Origin of the sequence: Leifsonia sp. NPDC058230 (genome assembly GCF_042882245.1) — a bacterium.
In the GTDB taxonomy this organism is placed as follows: Bacteria; Actinomycetota; Actinomycetes; order Actinomycetales; family Microbacteriaceae; genus Leifsonia.
The window spans coordinates 1,029,225-1,044,526 of the sequence record NZ_JBHVWM010000001.1; the positions used below are offsets into that span (position 1 = coordinate 1,029,225).

General features: G+C 68.9%; 12 protein-coding genes. 8 read left to right on the top strand and 4 right to left on the bottom strand.

The window, feature by feature from the left end:
• Positions 1 to 61 precede the first annotated feature (61 nt).
• Positions 62 to 928: a sugar phosphate isomerase/epimerase family protein gene (locus tag ACFVV0_RS05195; RefSeq protein ID WP_387059163.1), complete on the top strand. Its 867-nt coding sequence runs from the start codon at positions 62 to 64 to the stop codon at positions 926 to 928.
• A gap of 109 nt (positions 929 to 1,037) precedes the next feature.
• Here ACFVV0_RS05195 and ACFVV0_RS05200 read toward each other — a convergent pair whose 3' ends face one another.
• Together ACFVV0_RS05200 and xylA are read right to left on the bottom strand one after the other, a co-directional pair.
• Positions 1,038 to 2,507: an FGGY family carbohydrate kinase gene (locus ACFVV0_RS05200; RefSeq protein WP_387059166.1), complete on the bottom strand. Its 1,470-nt coding sequence runs from the start codon at positions 2,505 to 2,507 to the stop codon at positions 1,038 to 1,040.
• 129 nt (positions 2,508 to 2,636) lie between these two features.
• A complete protein-coding gene (gene xylA, locus ACFVV0_RS05205) occupies positions 2,637 to 3,827 on the bottom strand; it encodes a xylose isomerase (RefSeq protein WP_387059169.1) in 1,191 nt (396 codons plus the stop codon).
• A gap of 172 nt (positions 3,828 to 3,999) precedes the next feature.
• Between xylA and ACFVV0_RS05210 the strand changes: the two genes are divergently transcribed.
• Genes ACFVV0_RS05210 through ACFVV0_RS05220 form a run of 3 tightly spaced genes read left to right on the top strand, consistent with a single transcriptional unit; the run spans position 4,000 to position 7,021 of the window.
• Complete coding sequence (locus tag ACFVV0_RS05210; RefSeq protein ID WP_387059172.1) at positions 4,000 to 5,190, top strand: Gfo/Idh/MocA family protein; 1,191 nt, start codon at positions 4,000 to 4,002, stop codon at positions 5,188 to 5,190.
• 56 nt (positions 5,191 to 5,246) lie between these two features.
• The gene (locus ACFVV0_RS05215; protein WP_387059175.1) at positions 5,247 to 5,939 is read left to right on the top strand and encodes a ThuA domain-containing protein; all 693 of its coding nucleotides are present in this window, start codon (positions 5,247 to 5,249) and stop codon (positions 5,937 to 5,939) included.
• Positions 5,924 to 7,021 carry a Gfo/Idh/MocA family protein gene (locus tag ACFVV0_RS05220; RefSeq protein WP_387059178.1) on the top strand — a complete coding sequence of 366 codons (1,098 nt, stop codon included), beginning with the start codon at positions 5,924 to 5,926 and terminating at the stop codon, positions 7,019 to 7,021. The genes ACFVV0_RS05215 and ACFVV0_RS05220 overlap by 16 nt, the downstream gene beginning before the upstream one ends.
• Positions 7,022 to 7,027: 6 nt before the next feature.
• Here the strand turns inward: ACFVV0_RS05220 and ACFVV0_RS05225 are convergent, their stop codons facing one another.
• Positions 7,028 to 8,278: an endo-1,4-beta-xylanase gene (locus tag ACFVV0_RS05225; protein ID WP_387059181.1), complete on the bottom strand. Its 1,251-nt coding sequence runs from the start codon at positions 8,276 to 8,278 to the stop codon at positions 7,028 to 7,030.
• A gap of 16 nt (positions 8,279 to 8,294) precedes the next feature.
• Positions 8,295 to 9,326, bottom strand: coding sequence for a LacI family DNA-binding transcriptional regulator (locus ACFVV0_RS05230; protein WP_387059184.1), 1,032 nt, complete (start codon positions 9,324 to 9,326; stop codon positions 8,295 to 8,297).
• 182 nt (positions 9,327 to 9,508) lie between these two features.
• Between ACFVV0_RS05230 and ACFVV0_RS05235 the strand changes: the two genes are divergently transcribed.
• The 4 genes from ACFVV0_RS05235 to ACFVV0_RS05250 all read left to right on the top strand — a co-directional run bounded on the left by ACFVV0_RS05235 (position 9,509) and on the right by ACFVV0_RS05250 (position 15,229).
• Positions 9,509 to 10,804, top strand: a complete 1,296-nt coding sequence (locus tag ACFVV0_RS05235) for an ABC transporter substrate-binding protein (protein WP_387059186.1) — start codon at positions 9,509 to 9,511, stop codon at positions 10,802 to 10,804.
• Between the two features lie 9 nt (positions 10,805 to 10,813).
• On the top strand, positions 10,814 to 11,839 hold the full coding sequence (locus ACFVV0_RS05240; protein WP_387059189.1) for a carbohydrate ABC transporter permease: 1,026 nt from the start codon (positions 10,814 to 10,816) through the stop codon (positions 11,837 to 11,839).
• On the top strand, positions 11,839 to 12,711 hold the full coding sequence (locus ACFVV0_RS05245; protein ID WP_387059192.1) for a carbohydrate ABC transporter permease: 873 nt from the start codon (positions 11,839 to 11,841) through the stop codon (positions 12,709 to 12,711). Before ACFVV0_RS05240 ends, ACFVV0_RS05245 begins: the two co-directional genes overlap by 1 nt.
• A gap of 100 nt (positions 12,712 to 12,811) precedes the next feature.
• Complete coding sequence (locus tag ACFVV0_RS05250; protein ID WP_387059499.1) at positions 12,812 to 15,229, top strand: beta-glucosidase; 2,418 nt, start codon at positions 12,812 to 12,814, stop codon at positions 15,227 to 15,229.
• The last annotated feature ends 73 nt before the right edge of the window (positions 15,230 to 15,302 follow it).

Consider the following 15,302-nt stretch of genomic DNA (forward strand, 5'->3'; position numbering starts at 1 on the left):
CCCCTCACAGGCTGCGCATTCGGGGACTTCGGCTGGACTCGATCGCGTTGCGCATCCGCGGTTGTCGATCAACCAGGCGACGATCAAGTACGCGGACCTGGCGACGGCGCTGCGCGTGACGGCGGACGCCGGCGTGCAGAGCATCGGCCTCTGGCGCGAGCCGGTCGCCGAGGTCGGGCTGCGAGACGCCGCGAAGCTCGTCGCCGACTCGGGGCTCCGCGTCTCGAGCCTGTGCCGTGGCGGATTCTTCACCGCGGTCGAGGGCCCGGAGCGCCGTCGCTCGCTCGACGACAACCGTGCCGCCATCGAGGAGACGGCGACGCTGGCCGCGGCCGGTGCCGACGGATCCGCAGCCGTGCTCGTCCTCGTCGCCGGCGGCCTCCCCGCCGGATCGACCGACCTCCGCGGTGCCCGTGAGCGGATGCGCGACGCGATCGCCGAGCTCGAGCCCGAGGCCCGCGCATCCGGTGTCACCCTCGCGCTGGAGGCGCTGCACCCGATGTACGCCGCCGACCGCGCCGTGCTCTCGACGCTCGGGCAGGCCCTCGACCTCGCCGATCAGTTCCCTGTCGCGTCGGTCGGAGTCGTCGTCGATACGTTCCACCTCTGGTGGGACCCGCAGGTGCTCGACCAGATCGCCCGGGCCGGCGCCTCCGGTCGCATCGTCAGCTTCCAGGTCTGCGACTGGGTCACCCCGCTGCCTCAGGATGTGCTGCTCGCCCGCGGCATGATGGGTGACGGCCACATCGACTTCGCGGCTCTGACGCACGCCGTCGATGCGGCCGGCTATCGCGGCGACGTCGAGGTGGAGATCTTCAACCAGGCGATCTGGGATGCTGAGCCCGCCTCCGTCGTCGCTCGCACGGTGCGGGCCTTCGCCGACAACGTTCCCCTGTCGGACGCGCCCGCCGAGAACCCGCCACGGTAGACGGAGGTCGCCCACCGTCCTCATCGCCCGAGTCGCGCCAGATCGACCTTCCGAGACGGCGGGAAGGTCGATCTGCCGCGACTGGACGCTGGCAGCGCGCGAGCGCAGTTCAGGACGACGAGGTGGCTGCGGCGTATTGAGCGCGGATGTGCGGCTGCACGTCCGGGGCGAGCTCCGCGGCGAGCGGGAGCGGCCAGGCCGGACGTGTGCCCGTGAGCGCCCACGCGGCCTGCACGGCCGCGCCGCCGGCGACGTACTCTCCGGGTGACGGGACGACGATCGGCACGTCGAACACCTGCGACGCGACCGTGGCGACCGCCGGGTTCTGGGCAGCGCCGCCGATGAGCAGGATGCGCTGCTCGCGCACGCCGACCGCGCGCACGGCGTCGAGTCCGTCTGCCAGTCCGCACAGCATCCCTTCGACGGCGGCGCGGGCGAGGTTCTCGCGGAGGGTCGAGGCGATGGTGAGGCCGTGGACGCTCGCCGTCGCGTCGGGCAGGTTCGGCGTGCGCTCGCCCTCGAAGTACGGGACGAGCACGACACCGCCTGAGCCGGGCTGGGCCTCGAGCGCGAGGGCGGCGAGGCTGTCGTTGTCGGCGGAGAGCAGGGATGCGATCGACGACAGCACGCGGGCAGCGTTCAAGGTCGCGACGAGCGGCAGGCTGAGGCCGCTGGCGTCGGCGAACCCGGCCACCGCGCCACTCGCGTCGGCGATGGGGTGGTCGGTGACGGCGAACACGGTTCCGCTCGTCCCGATCGAGACGACGACGTCGCCGTCGGCGGCGCCGAGTCCGAGCGCGGCGCCTGCGTTGTCGCCGGCGCCGGGACCGACGAGCACTCCCGTCGGCGTGCGCCCGGCGGCGTCGCCCGGTCCGAGAACCCGCGGCAGGATGACCGCATCGGCCGGCCCCGCCGCTCCTGGCCCCGAAGCCGCGGCACCCGAACCGAGCGCCTCGCGCCCGGCCCGCCCGAGCGCCAGCTCGAACAGTTCGAGGTCGTACATCCCGCTCACCGCGCTCCAGTACGCGGTGCCGCTCGCATCCGACCGGTCGGTCGTCAGTTCTTCGAGCACCGGTCCGAGCTCGCTCTCGCCGGCCGGGCCGTACCCGCGCAGGCGCCAGGTCAGCCAGTCGTGGGGGAGGGCGACGGCCGCGACGCGCGCAGCGTTCGCGGGTTCCGCATCCCGGAGCCAGCGCAGCTTCGTCGCGGTGAACGAGGCGACCGGCACCACCCCGACGCGCGTCGCGTAGGCCTCCGCGCCGACCACGTCGATCAGGTCGGTCGCGGCCTGCGCGCTGCGGGTGTCGTTCCAGAGCAGGGCGTCGCGGATGACGCGGCCCGCCGCATCCAGCACCACCATGCCGTGCTGCTGCCCGGCGATCGAGATGGCGTCGACGTCGTCGAGCCCGCCGGCATCGGCCAGAGCGGCGCCCAGTGCCGTCCACCAGGCGGCCGGGTCGACCTCTGTGCCCTCCGGATGCACCGCCCGACCGGTGCGCACGACCTCGCCGGTCGTGAGGTCGCGCACGACCACCTTGCAACTCTGCGTCGACGAGTCGACCCCAACCACGAGCGTCATCGCTCTCACTCTCTTACTGGCGAACTTCTTGCGAAACAGACACTCCCGCCGGAACGGGAGAGCGAGGGGCGCGCATGTCACGCACCCCTCGCCCCGGGAGAAGCCCCGGAGGAACCCGGGTGGAACGGTCTAGCGGGCGCCGAGGAGGTGCTCGAGCGCGAGCTGCTGCAGGCGCACGAAGCCGAAGCCCTTGCCACCGAAGTAGGCGTCGGCGTCGAAGTCCTCGTACGACGAGCGGTCGGCGAGCAGGTCGTCGTACGACTCGCCCTCGTTCAGCGTGCTGACCGACAGCTGGGTGACGCGCGAGGCCTCGAGCGCCTCCTGCACCTCGGGGTCGGCGCGGAACGCCGCAGCCCGCTCCTTGAGCAGGAGGTAGGTGCGCATGTTGGCCGCGGCCGAGTCCCAGACGCCCGTGATGTCTTCGGTGCGCGACGGCTTGTAGTCGAAGTGGCGCGGGCCGTCGTACGACGGGCCGCCGTTCGGGCCGCCGTTCTCGAGCAGGTCGACGAGCGCGAACGCGTTCTGCAGGTCGCCGTGGCCGAACACGAGGTCCTGGTCGTACTTGATGCCGCGCTGACCGTTCAGGTCGATGTGGAACAGCTTGCCCTGGTAGAGGGCCTGGGCGATACCGGCCGCGAAGTTGAGGCCCGCCATCTGCTCGTGCCCGACCTCGGGGTTGACGCCGACGAGTTCGGGGCGTTCGAGCGTCTCGATGAAGGCCATCGCGTGGCCGACCGTCGGCAGCAGGATGTCGCCGCGCGGCTCGTTCGGCTTCGGCTCGATGGCGAAGCGGATGTCGTAGCCCTTGTCGGTCACGTAGTCGCCGAGCAGGTTGACGGCTTCGCGGTAGCGCTCCAAGGCGGCGCGGATGTCTTTGGCCGAGTCGTACTCGGCGCCTTCGCGGCCGCCCCACATGACGAACGTCTTCGCGCCGAGCTCGGCGCCGAGGTCGAGCTGGCGCAGCACCTTGCGCAGGGCGAACCGGCGCACGGCGCGGTCGTTCGACGTGAAGCCGCCGTCTTTGAAGACAGGTGCGCTGAAGAGGTTGGTGGTGACCATCGGGATGATCAGCCCGGTGTCACTGAGCGCCTGCTTGAGGCGGTCGATCTGCTTCTGACGTTCGGCGTCGGTCGAGCCGAACGCGAAGAGGTCGTCGTCGTGGAAGGTGAGGCCGTAGGCACCGAGCTCGCTGAGCTTGGTGACCGCCTCGACCACGTCGAGCTGCGGGCGGGTGGGGCCGCCGAACGGGTCGGTGCCGTTGTAGCCGATGGTCCAGAGGCCGAATGAGAACTTGTCGGCGCGGGTGGGTGTGGTGCTCATGGATATGCGTCCTTCAGCGTCATCGATGAATCGAGTGGTGATTTGTTGTGTGGATAAACTTATCAGGCGATCGGGGTCACCGAAACCCCGTAGTCTTCCAGAGCCTCGATGACTTGCGCCCGCTTGGCGGCGGCGCTACGGTCTGACGGCACACTGCGCAAAGGAGCACCGGATGAATCAGACGAAGCAGACTCTCGGCGTGGCCATGATCGGCTACGGATTCATGGGCGCCGCTCATTCGCAGGGGTGGCGGGTCGCTCCGCGGTTCTTCGACCTCGACGCCGAGCCGGTGCTGCACACGATCGTCGGGCGGGACGCATCCCGGGTCGAGGATGCGCGGGTGAAGTTCGGGTGGCGGTACGCGCAGACCGACTGGCGGCGCGTGGTCGAAGATCCGGACATCGACATCGTCGACATCTGCACGCCGGGCGACTCGCACGCCGAGATCGCCATCGCGGCCCTCGCCGCCGGAAAGCACGTGCTCTGCGAGAAGCCGTTGGCCAACACGGTCGAGGAGGCCGAGCGGATGGCCGCGGCCGCCGAGCGTGCTTCCGCCGCCGGGGTGCGCTCGATGGTGGGATTCAGCTACCGCCGCGTGCCGGCGATCGCGTTCGCACGCCAGCTCGTCCAGCAGGGCAGGCTCGGCACGATCCGGCAGGTGCGCGCGCAGTACCTGCAGGACTGGCTCACCGACGAAAACGGCCCGATGACCTGGCGTCTCGACAAGGCCGCGGCAGGATCGGGTTCGCTCGGCGACATCGGCGCCCACGCGATCGACCTCGTCGAGCACCTCACCGGCTCACGGCTCGCGGGCGTGAGCGGAACCGTCGAGACCTTCGTCACCGAGCGCCCTCTGCTGGGCGAGGGTGTCGGGCTCTCCGGTACCGCATCGGCCGAGCGCGGCACGGTCACCGTCGACGATGCCGCCTGGTTCACCGCACGCCTTGCCGGAGGTCATGCCGACCGGGCGATCGGTGCCTTCGAGGCCACCCGGTATGCGACCGGCCGCAAGAACGCGCTCCGCATCGAGTTGAGCGGATCCCGTGGTGCGATCGCCTTCGACCTGGAGGCCATGAACGAGCTCCAGTTCTACGACGCGACCGCGCCGGCGGGGGAGCAGGGCTTCACGCGCATCCTCGTGACCGAGCCGGAGCATCCCTACATGGCGAACTGGTGGCCGACCGGGCACGCGATCGGCTACGAGCACGCGTTCTCGCACGAGGTCAAGGACTTCGTCGAGGCCATCACCGGCGGCACCGACCCGGAGCCGTCGTTCACCGATGGCTTGCACGTGCAGCGGGTGCTCGCCGCCGTCGAGCGGAGCGCTGCCGCCGGCAGCGCCTGGACCGCCACCGCATCGTGAACGCGCCCGGATCGAACGCGCCCGGATCGAACGCTCCAGACAACCGAAAGGATCCCATGGCCAAGAACGCCCTCGTCGTACGAGGCGGCTGGGACGGGCACATGCCCGTCGAGACGACAGAGCTCTTCATCCCGTTCCTGGAGGCCAACGGCTTCGCGGTGCGGGTCGAGGAGTCGCCGGCCGTCTACACCGACGCCGAGTACATGGACACGGTCGACCTCGTGCTGCAGATCAACACGATGAACACGATCGAACCCGAGGAGTTCGCCGGGTTGCAGCGCGCCGTGCTGAACGGAACCGGCATGGCCGGCTGGCATGGCGGGATCGCCGACTCGTACCGCGACAACGCCGATTACCTGCACATGATCGGCGGCCAGTTCGCCCACCACGCCGGCAAGGACCCGGCCGAGCGCACCGGCGAGCAGTCGGACAACTACATCCCGTACACGGTCAACATCACCGACTACGGCAAGAGGCACCCGATCACGCAGGGCATCGACGACTTCGACCTGGTCACCGAGCAGTACTGGGTGCTGAGCGACGAGTACAACGACGTGCTGGCCACCACGACGCAGTCCGTGCGGCCGTGGGATGCGTGGAACCGCCCGGTCACGGCGCCCGCGATCTGGACGCGCCAGTGGGGCGAGGGGCGCATCTTCGTCTCGGCTCCCGGCCACCGCCTGGAGATCGTGGAGGATCCGAACGTCCGCACCATCATCGAGAGGGGCCTCCTGTGGGCAGCACGCTGAACATCGGCATCGTCGGCGTCGGCAACATCAGCCAGCAGTACTTCGCGGAGTTCCCCAAGCTCCCGAACCTCTCGCTGACCGCCGTCGCCGACCTCGACCTCGACCGCGCGTCCGCCGTCGGGCGCAGTCAGGGTGTCGACGCGATGACCGTGGATGCGCTGCTCGCCGACCCGCGGATCGACGCGGTGCTCAACCTCACCATCCCCGCCGCGCACACCGAGATCGCACTGCGCTCGTTCGAGGCCGGCAAACACGTCTACGGCGAGAAGCCGCTCGCGCTGACCACGGCGGATGCGGCTCCCGTGCTCGCGCGCGCCGCCGAGACCGGCCTGCGCGTCGGCAGCGCCCCGGACACGGTGCTCGGCACGGGGATCCAGACCGCCAGGGCGCTGCTCGACGCGGGGCGCATCGGCGCGCCCGTCGCCGCCGCGGTCGCCTGGAGCGCGCCCGGCCACGAGCTGTGGCATCCGGCGCCCGCCTTCTACTACCAGCCGGGCGGTGGCCCGCTCTTCGACATGGGGCCGTACTACCTGACCAGCCTGGTCACGTTCTTCGGACCGGTCGTGCGCGTCTCGGGCGCTGTCGGCCGCTCGGCGCGCGAGCGCTCCGTCGCGACCGGGCCTCTGGCCGGCAGCGCGATCCCGGTGGATGTGGACACGCACGTGACCGCCATCCTCGAGCACGCCAACGGCGTCATCTCGACCGTCACGGTCTCGTTCGAGGTGTGGGAGACGCGCGTGCCGCTGTTCGAGGTCTACGGCACCGAGGGCACGATCTCGGTGCCCGACCCCAACCGGTTCTCGGACACGGCGGCGATCGCGACCTCCGCGGACCGTGCGTGGCAGGATGTGCCGGTCGCGGCAGGCTACGCGGATGCGGGCCGCGGCGTCGGTCTGGCCGACCTCGCGCGCGCCATCGAGACCGGGCGGCCGCACCGCGCATCCGGTGAGCTCGCATTCCACGTTCTCGAGATCATGGAGTCGGTCATCGCGGCCGGCCGCAGCCACGAGGTCGTGACCCTGCATTCGACCGTCGAGCGTCCCGCGCCCGTCGGATTGGGGGCACGGCCGGAGAGCTGGTGACCGGCGTCACGGTCGGTCGATGCCGACCGATACCTCCGGCTGCGCCGAGGAGAGAGTGAAGGCGGAGGTCGCCACGCCTGCCCGCAGGCCGTAGTCGCCCGCGAATCCGGTGACGGAGAACCGTCCCTCCGCGTCGGTGACGACGGTCGTCGGCGCGATCCACCACTCGTCCTTCACCAGCCTGCGCAGCGCGTCATACGACGGCTTCGGCGTGCCGTCGGCCCGCACGAGCCCGATCGGCGCGCCGAGCCACGCGCCGGAGTCGGTGATGCCCCAGTACGTGATCGCCTCGACGGCCGGATGGGAGACGAGCGAGCGGTAGTGCCGCTCGAGCTCGTCGGCCTGACGTGCTTCGCCCTCTGGGGTGGACGGCCACGACGGGACTCGGTAGTCGTTCAGATCGACGATGTGCGGCGGCATCGGGCTGCCCGAGACGAGCGAGGTCTCGGTGAGGTGCAGCGGCAGGCCGAAGCGCGCGAAGCGTTCGATCATGGCGAGCATGACGTCCTCGCCCCAGTAACCCTGGTGCATGTGCGTCTGCAGTCCGAGTGCGTCGACCTCGATGCCGGCGTCGAGAACCTCTTCGATCAGACGTTCGTAGTCGCTCGACAGGTCGAAGTCGTTGAGCAGCAGCCGGGCATCCGGATTCGCGGCGCGGGCCTCCTCGAACGCCAGCCGGACCATCGGGATGCGTCCTTTGGCGCGGGCGAGCGGGGTGATGCCGTTGTCGCCGTTGTCGAACACCGGCATGATGACGACCTCGTTGATCGCATCCCAGGTGTCGACGAGCCCGTCGAAGTCGGTCACCTCGCGGCGGATGCGCGACCGCAGCAGCCGCTCGACCTCGTCGACCGGCAGCCCGAGCAGCCAATCCGGCTGCACCGTGTGCCAGACCAGCGGGTGGCCCTTGAGCGCCACTCCGCGGTCGCGGAACCAGCGCGCCGTCTGTTGCAGCCGCGCGGTGTCCGGCTCTCCGCGTCGCGGCTCGAACCGGCCCCAGTAGAACGGCAGCGTTGCCGTGTTGAAGACGTCCAGGTACAACTCGGCCAGGTGCTCGGAGCCGATCTCGTCGGCCTCGCCGTTCGCGAGTGGGATGAAGTCGAAGCCGATGTTCCCGAAGGCGAAGGCGTGGGAGGTCTGGGCGACGATCACCTCGGCGCCCGGCAGGGGAGCGCCGGCGGCATCCGTCACGGTGACTCTCGTCTCGACGAGCCGATGGGCGGGCGCTGCGGCAGAAGACACGGCCACGGAGTGCATCGGGCGCGGGTACCGGTCAGCGACGAGGCACGGGGCCGGTGCTCCCGCGCACGACGAGCACGGCGGGCAGGTGCACTCCGTCGGGGACCTCGCGGCCGTCGAGCAGCTCGATGAGCATCTGGAGGGCTTGCGCTCCGATGTCGTGGAGGGGCTGGGCGAGGGTCGTCAGCGGTGGTGTCGAGCTCGCGGCCTCGGGGATGTCGTCGAAGCCGATGACCGAGAGGTCTTCGGGTACGCGGAGTCCGAGCTCGCCCGCCACCTGCAGTACTCCGAGGGCGGACATGTCGTTCGCAGCGAAGACCGCGGTCGGCCGATCGGTGCGCGTCAGCAGCTCCCGGGCGCTCTCCGCCGTCTGTGCAGCCTGATAGCCGCCGTCGAGCACGAGGGCGGGGTCGAACGGGATGCCGGCCTCGGCCAGCGAGTCGCGATAGCCGGCCTCGCGCAACTGGGCGGAGGCCAGGTCGCTGCGCCCTCGGATGTGCGCGATGTGCCGGTGCCCGAGATCGATGAGGTGCTGCGTCGCGACCCGCGCGCCGCCGAAGTTGTCCGAGTCGATCGTCGACGGGCCGCCCTGCCCGGTGTGCGGGTCGATGGCCACCACCGGGATGGAGGTCGTGGGGATGAGCACCGTCGGCGTGACGATGATCGCGCCGTCGATGAGCGTGCCTGCCAGCCGCGACAACGAGCGGCGTTCCCAGCCGACGGGACGCCCGGGGGCGCCGAGGCCCGAGTAGGCGAGCAGTTCGTAGCCAGCCTCTGCCGCGGCGGCCGAGGCGCCCTTGAGGAGCTCGACGGAGAACGACTCGAATTCGGCGACGAGGATCCCGATGACATTGGTGCGCTGCCGGCGGAGGCTGCTCGCGACGAGGGAGGTCTCGTAGCCGAGCGCCTCCACGACCTCCATCACGCGCTTCGAGGTCGCCGGGGCGACGCCGTACCGTCCGTTGACGACCTTGGACACGGTCGGGATGGAGACGCCCGCCTCCCGTGCGACGTCGCTGATCGTCACTCGGCCGAGCGGGGGCGAAGAATTGACAGGGGCGGACATGTTGTCACCATACCGTCAGCAGCCGCCGGGGGCGGTCTCGACACCGATATCGAGACCGTTATCGAAATCGTTATCGATATCGTTGTCGATATCGTTTGACAACCTCCGTATCCGGATGCGAGGGTGTAGCTCGCGGCAGTGGATGCCGCGAGTCTCCCAATCACTACCAAGGAGTTTCCACAATGAAGAGGAAAATTCGAGTCGCGGGTATGCTCGCGCTCGTCGCGGGTACCGCACTACTCGCCACGGGCTGCAGCGGCGGCGACAACGGCGGATCGAGTGACGGCAAGGTCTCGATGACCTTTTGGCACAACTCGACGACGGGCCCAGGCGCTGAGTTCTGGAAGACGACCGTCGCCGACTTCGAGAAGGCGAACCCGAACGTCACCATCAAGATCCAGAGCATTCAGAACGAAGACCTCGACGGCAAACTCCAGACGGCGCTGAACTCCGGCGATGCTCCCGACGTCTTCCTCCAGCGCGGCGGCGGCAAGATGGCCGCGATGGCCGACGCCGGCCAGCTGCTCGACCTGACCGACTCCATCGATGACGCGACGAAGGCCGCCGTCAGCGAGGGCGCGCTCAAGGGCGAGTCGTACAACGGCAAGATCTACGCGATGCCGGTCGACGTGCTACCTGAAGGCATCTACTACAGCCAGGATCTCTTCAAGGCCGCCGGAATCGACGCACCGCCCACGACCATGGACGAGCTGAACGAGGACATCGTCAAGCTCAAGGCCACCGGCGTCGCCCCGGTCGCGGTCGGCGCGAAGGATGCCTGGCCCGCCGCCCACTGGTACTACAACTTCGCCCTCCGCGAGTGCAGCGAAGAGACGCTCGCCAAGTCGGCGTCGTCGCTGAAGTTCGACGACGAGTGCTGGACGAAGGCCGGAGACGACCTCGCCGCGTTCAACGACACCAAGCCGTTCAACGACGGCTTCCTGACGACCGCCGCACAGCAGGGCGCGGGAAGCTCCGCCGGTCTCGTGGCGAACCACAAGGCCGCCATGGAGCTCATGGGCGCTTGGGACCCGGGAGTGATCGCATCCCTGACCCCCGACCAGAAGCCGCTGCCCGACCTCGGCTGGTTCCCCTTCCCGACCGTTTCGAACGGCGATGGCGACCCGGACTCGATGATGGGTGGAATCGACGGATTCTCGTGCTCGGCCAAGGCGCCGAAGAAGGAATGCACCGCCTTCCTCAACTACATGACCACCAAGAGCGTGCAGGAGGCGTACTACAAGGCCTTCAACGCGATCCCGGTGAACAAGGACGCTCAGAGCATCATCACCGAGCCGTACCTCAAGTCGGTTCTCGAGGCGTACAACAAGGCTCCGTTCGTGTCGCAGTACCTCGACACGCTCCTCGGGCAGAACGTCGGAAACGCCATGAACACCGGCGTCGTCGACCTGCTCGCAGGCAAGGGCACCTCTGATGACATCATCAAGAGCGTCAACGAAGCCGCGGCCAAGGGATAATTCGCCACAATGAGTAGTTCCCTAGGCGTGAAGTCGGTGACCGATCAGCAGCCGCCTCAGGGCACGCAGACGGCTGGGGACGACGCAACTCGTGCGTCGTCCCCGGCCGGACAGCGGCCGAGGCGGAAAGCAGCCGATTGGCGCCAGCGGTTCGAGATCACGGTCCTCTCCGGACCGGCGATCATCATGTTCGTCGCGTTCGTGATCTTCCCCGTCGCACTGGCCGCCTACTACGGCTTCTTCAAATGGAAGGGCTACGGGGCGCCGACCGATTTCGTCGGATTCGGCAACTACGCGCTGATCTTCGCAGACAGCGCGTTCCACGAGGCTGTGCTCCACAACGGCATCATCGTCGTCCTGTCCCTGATCCTTCAGGGACCGGTCGCCCTCGTCCTGGCGCTCCTGCTCAACCAGAAGATCCGCGGGCGCGGGCTCATCCGGGTGCTGATCTTCGTTCCGTACGTGGTCTCCGAGGTCATCGTCGGAACCGGCTGGAGCCTGATGCTCCAGACGTCCGGTGCGGTCAACGACCTGCTGCAGACGATCGGTCTCGGCGCGTTCAAGGCCGACTGGCTCTCCGACCCCAACATCGCCATCTGGTCGCTGATGGTCATCATCTCGTGGAAGTACATCGGCTTCGCCGTGATCCTCTTCCTCGCCGGCATGCAGAGCATCCCGGAAGAGCTCTTCGAGGCCGCGGCGATCGACGGCGCGAGCTACTGGCAGATCCAGCGCCGCATCACACTGCCGCTGCTCGGGCCGACCATCCGCATCTGGGCGTTCCTGTCGATCATCGGCTCGCTCCAGTTGTTCGACCTCGTCTACATCATCTGGGGCCAGTACGTCGCCTCGACGGCGGGCACGTCGACCATGGCGACCTACATGGTCGCGAACGGGCGCACGTCGGGCAACTACGGATACGGCAACGCCGTCGCCGTCGTCATGTTCGTGATCTCGCTCGCGATCGCCCTGATCTACCAGCGTTTCGTGCTCCGGCGCGACATGGCCGGTGCCGTAACGGAGAGGAAGAAGTGATGTCAGCAACGACGCTCGGCACGGTGCGACGAGCGCCGCGGAGGTCGCGAGGCGGCGACAAGTGGGGAAGCCCCGCCACCTACTTCATCGCGCTCGTCTTCATCGCCGTCTGCCTCGCCCCGATCCTGTACATCGTGCTCGGCGGCTTCCGCAGCAACTCCCAGATCACGTCCTCCCCGGCAGGGCTCCCGAACCCGTGGCTCATCCAGAACTACCTCGATGTGCTCACCGGTTCGACCTTCTGGCTGGAGATCGGCAACTCGGCGATCGTCGGTTTCGCAACGACCATCGGCGTCGTCGTGCTCGGCCTCATGGTGAGCTATGTACTCGCCCGCTACGAGTTCCGCGGGCGTGCGGCGATGTACTCGCTGTTCGCCGCCGGACTCATGTTCCCGCTGACCGTCGCGATCACGCCGCTCTACATCCTGGTCAAGGATCTGGGCCTGACGAACAACCTGGCCGGAGTCATCCTTCCCCAGATCGGGTTCGCGCTGCCGACGACGGTGATCATCCTGGTCCCGTTCATCAAGGCGATCCCGGTCGAGCTCGAAGAGGCTGCGGCGCTCGACGGCACCAGCCGGCTCGGGTTCTTCTTCCGCATGGTCATGCCGCTGTCGATCCCCGGGGTGGTGACGACGGGCATCCTCGCCTTCATCGCCAGCTGGAACAGCTACCTGCTCCCGTTGTTCATCCTGAACGACCAATCGACCTTCACCCTGCCGCTCGGTGTGCAGGCCTTCTCGTCCCAATACTCGGTGGACACGGCCAAGGTGCTGGCGTTCACCTCCCTCTCCATGATTCCCGCCCTCATCTTCTTCGCGCTCTTCCAGCGGCGCATCGTGGGCGGACTGACCGGGGCCGTCAAGGGGTGACCCCGGTCTCGCCGGTCGCTCGCCGGCAGATCGCGTCGCTCACTGCAACGCCGCTCCACTCGTGAACGAAAGTGATATCTCCGTGACCAAAGAGATCCCCATGCCCGTCGTCTCCGACCGGGTTCGCGCACTCCACGCGCGGATGACCCTCGAAGAGAAGCTCGCGCAGATCGTCGGGTACTGGCTCGATCAGAACGGCGTCGTCGCACCCATGCAGGGCGAGATGGCGGCCGGCCAGAAGTCGCTGGGCGGCCTCGAAGACGTCACTCGTCACGGCATCGGGCACTACACCCGGGTGTACGGAACCCGTCCGGTCGATCCCGCCGAGCGGGCGGCGTGGCTCTGGGAGGAGCAGCGGCGACTGAAGCGCGAGACCCGGCTGGGGATCCCTGCGCTGGTGCACGAAGAGTGCCTGACCGGGCTGGCCGCGTGGAAGGCGGCGACCTTCCCGACTCCGCTCGCCTGGGGAGCATCCTTCGACCCCGAACTGGTCGAGGAGATGGCGGGGGCCATCGGAGGCTCGATGAGGCAGCTCGGGATCCACCAGGGCCTCGCCCCTGTGCTCGATGTCGTCCGGGACCCCCGGTGGGGGCGGGTGGACGAGTGCATCGGAGAGGACCCCTACCTGGTCGGCACCGTCGGCACCGCCTACGTGCGAGGGCTCCAGAATGCGGGCGTGCACGCCACGCTCAAGCACTTCCTCGGATATTCGGGCTCGAAGGCCGGACGCAACCACGCACCGGTGCACGCCGGACCCCGCGAGATCGCCGATGTCTTCCTGCCCCCGTTCGAGATGGCGATCCTCGACGGAGGGGCGAAGTCGGTGATGAACTCGTACACCGACATCGACGGAGTGCCGATGGCGGCCAACGCCGAGTACCTCACCGGGCTGCTCCGCGAGGTGCTGGGCTTCGACGGCACCGTCGTCGCGGACTACTTCGCCGTCGCGTTCCTCGAGGTCATGCACGCCGTCGCGGCCGATCGCGGCGAGGCTGCGGCACTGGCGCTCGAAGCGGGCATCGACATCGAACTGCCGACAGGTGACGCCTACCTGCAGCCGCTCGCCGACCGCATCCGCGCCGGACAGTTCGACGAGGCCTACGTCGACCGGTCGGTACTGCGCGCCCTTACGCAGAAGGAAGAACTGGGCCTCCTCGATCCGGGTGCCTTCGAGAACGATGCCCCGAGCGAGATCGATCTCGACTCGCCGCGTCACCGGGAGGTCGCACGGCGTCTCGCCGAGGAGTCCGTGGTGCTCCTGGCGAACGACGGAACGCTGCCTCTCGACGCCGGTTCGCGGGCACCGTCGACCGTCGCCGTCATCGGGCCGAATGCGCACCGCGCCGAGGCGCTCCAGGGCTGCTATTCATTTGCGAACCACGTGCTGGCCGGCCATCCGGAGCTTCCCCTCGGTTTTGAGATCCCGACCGTGCTCGAGGCGCTGCCCGGTGCCTTCGCGGCCGCGGGCCTCGCTGCGCCGGAGTTCGTCTTCGCGGAGGGCTGCACGGTCGACGGCGATGACGACTCCGGATTCGCCGCCGCCGTCGACGCCGCATCCTCGGCCGAACTCGCGATCGTCGTCGTGGGCGACCAGGCGGGCCTCTTCGGCCGGGGCACGGTCGGCGAGGGCAACGACTCGGAGTCCCTCGAACTGCCGGGCCTCCAGCGCGCGCTCGTCGAGGCCGTCATCGCCACCGGGACGCCCGTCGTCATGGTGCTGCTGACCGGCCGGCCGTACGCGATCGGCTGGGCGCTCGGCGCGGAGGGCGTCGCTCCGGCCGCCGTGCTGCAGGGCTTCTTCCCCGGCGAGGCCGGTGGTCTCGCGATCGCCGACATCATCACGGGCTCGGTCAACCCGTCCGGGCGCCTTCCCGTCTCGATGCCCCGTTCCGCAGGCGCGCAGCCGTACTCGTACCTCCACCCGATCCTCGGCGGACCCTCCGATGTCACGGCCACCGACTCGACGCCGCTGCTCCCGTTCGGCTTCGGCCTGTCGTACACGTCGTTCGAGTACTCCGACCTCGTCGTCGACCCGGATGCGACGGCCGGGGACTCGTTCGCCGTCTCGGTGACGGTGACCAACACAGGCGCACGGCGCGGAGCCGATGTCGTGCAGCTCTACGGTCACGACATACAGGGCACGGTCACCCGGCCGGTGGCGCAGCTGCTGGGCTACTCGCGCGTCGAGCTCGACGCGGGCGACTCCGTGCGCGTCGCGTTCTCCGTTCCGACGGCCCGCTTCGCCTTCAGTGACCGGCACATGGTCAAGGTGGTGGAACCCGGGGATGTGGAGGTCTGGATCGCCTCCCACGTCGCGGCGTCGGCGGCGACGTACAGCGACGAGGGCACGACAGGCGGCGCCATCGTCAACGAAAAGCAGACCCCGGCGAGACGGTTCCCCGGCGCATCCACTCCGCGCGCCACCGTCGCGGTCACCGGCGCGCTCTACCGGGTCACTGCATCCGACCCGCGCCTGGTCACCGTCCGCCACGACGCCCTCCTCCGCCTCCCCGCCTGATCGAGTCCGCTCGAAGTCCCCTCTCACCCCGGTGGGAATGGGGAATTCGGGTGTACTCGATTGCGTTGCGAAG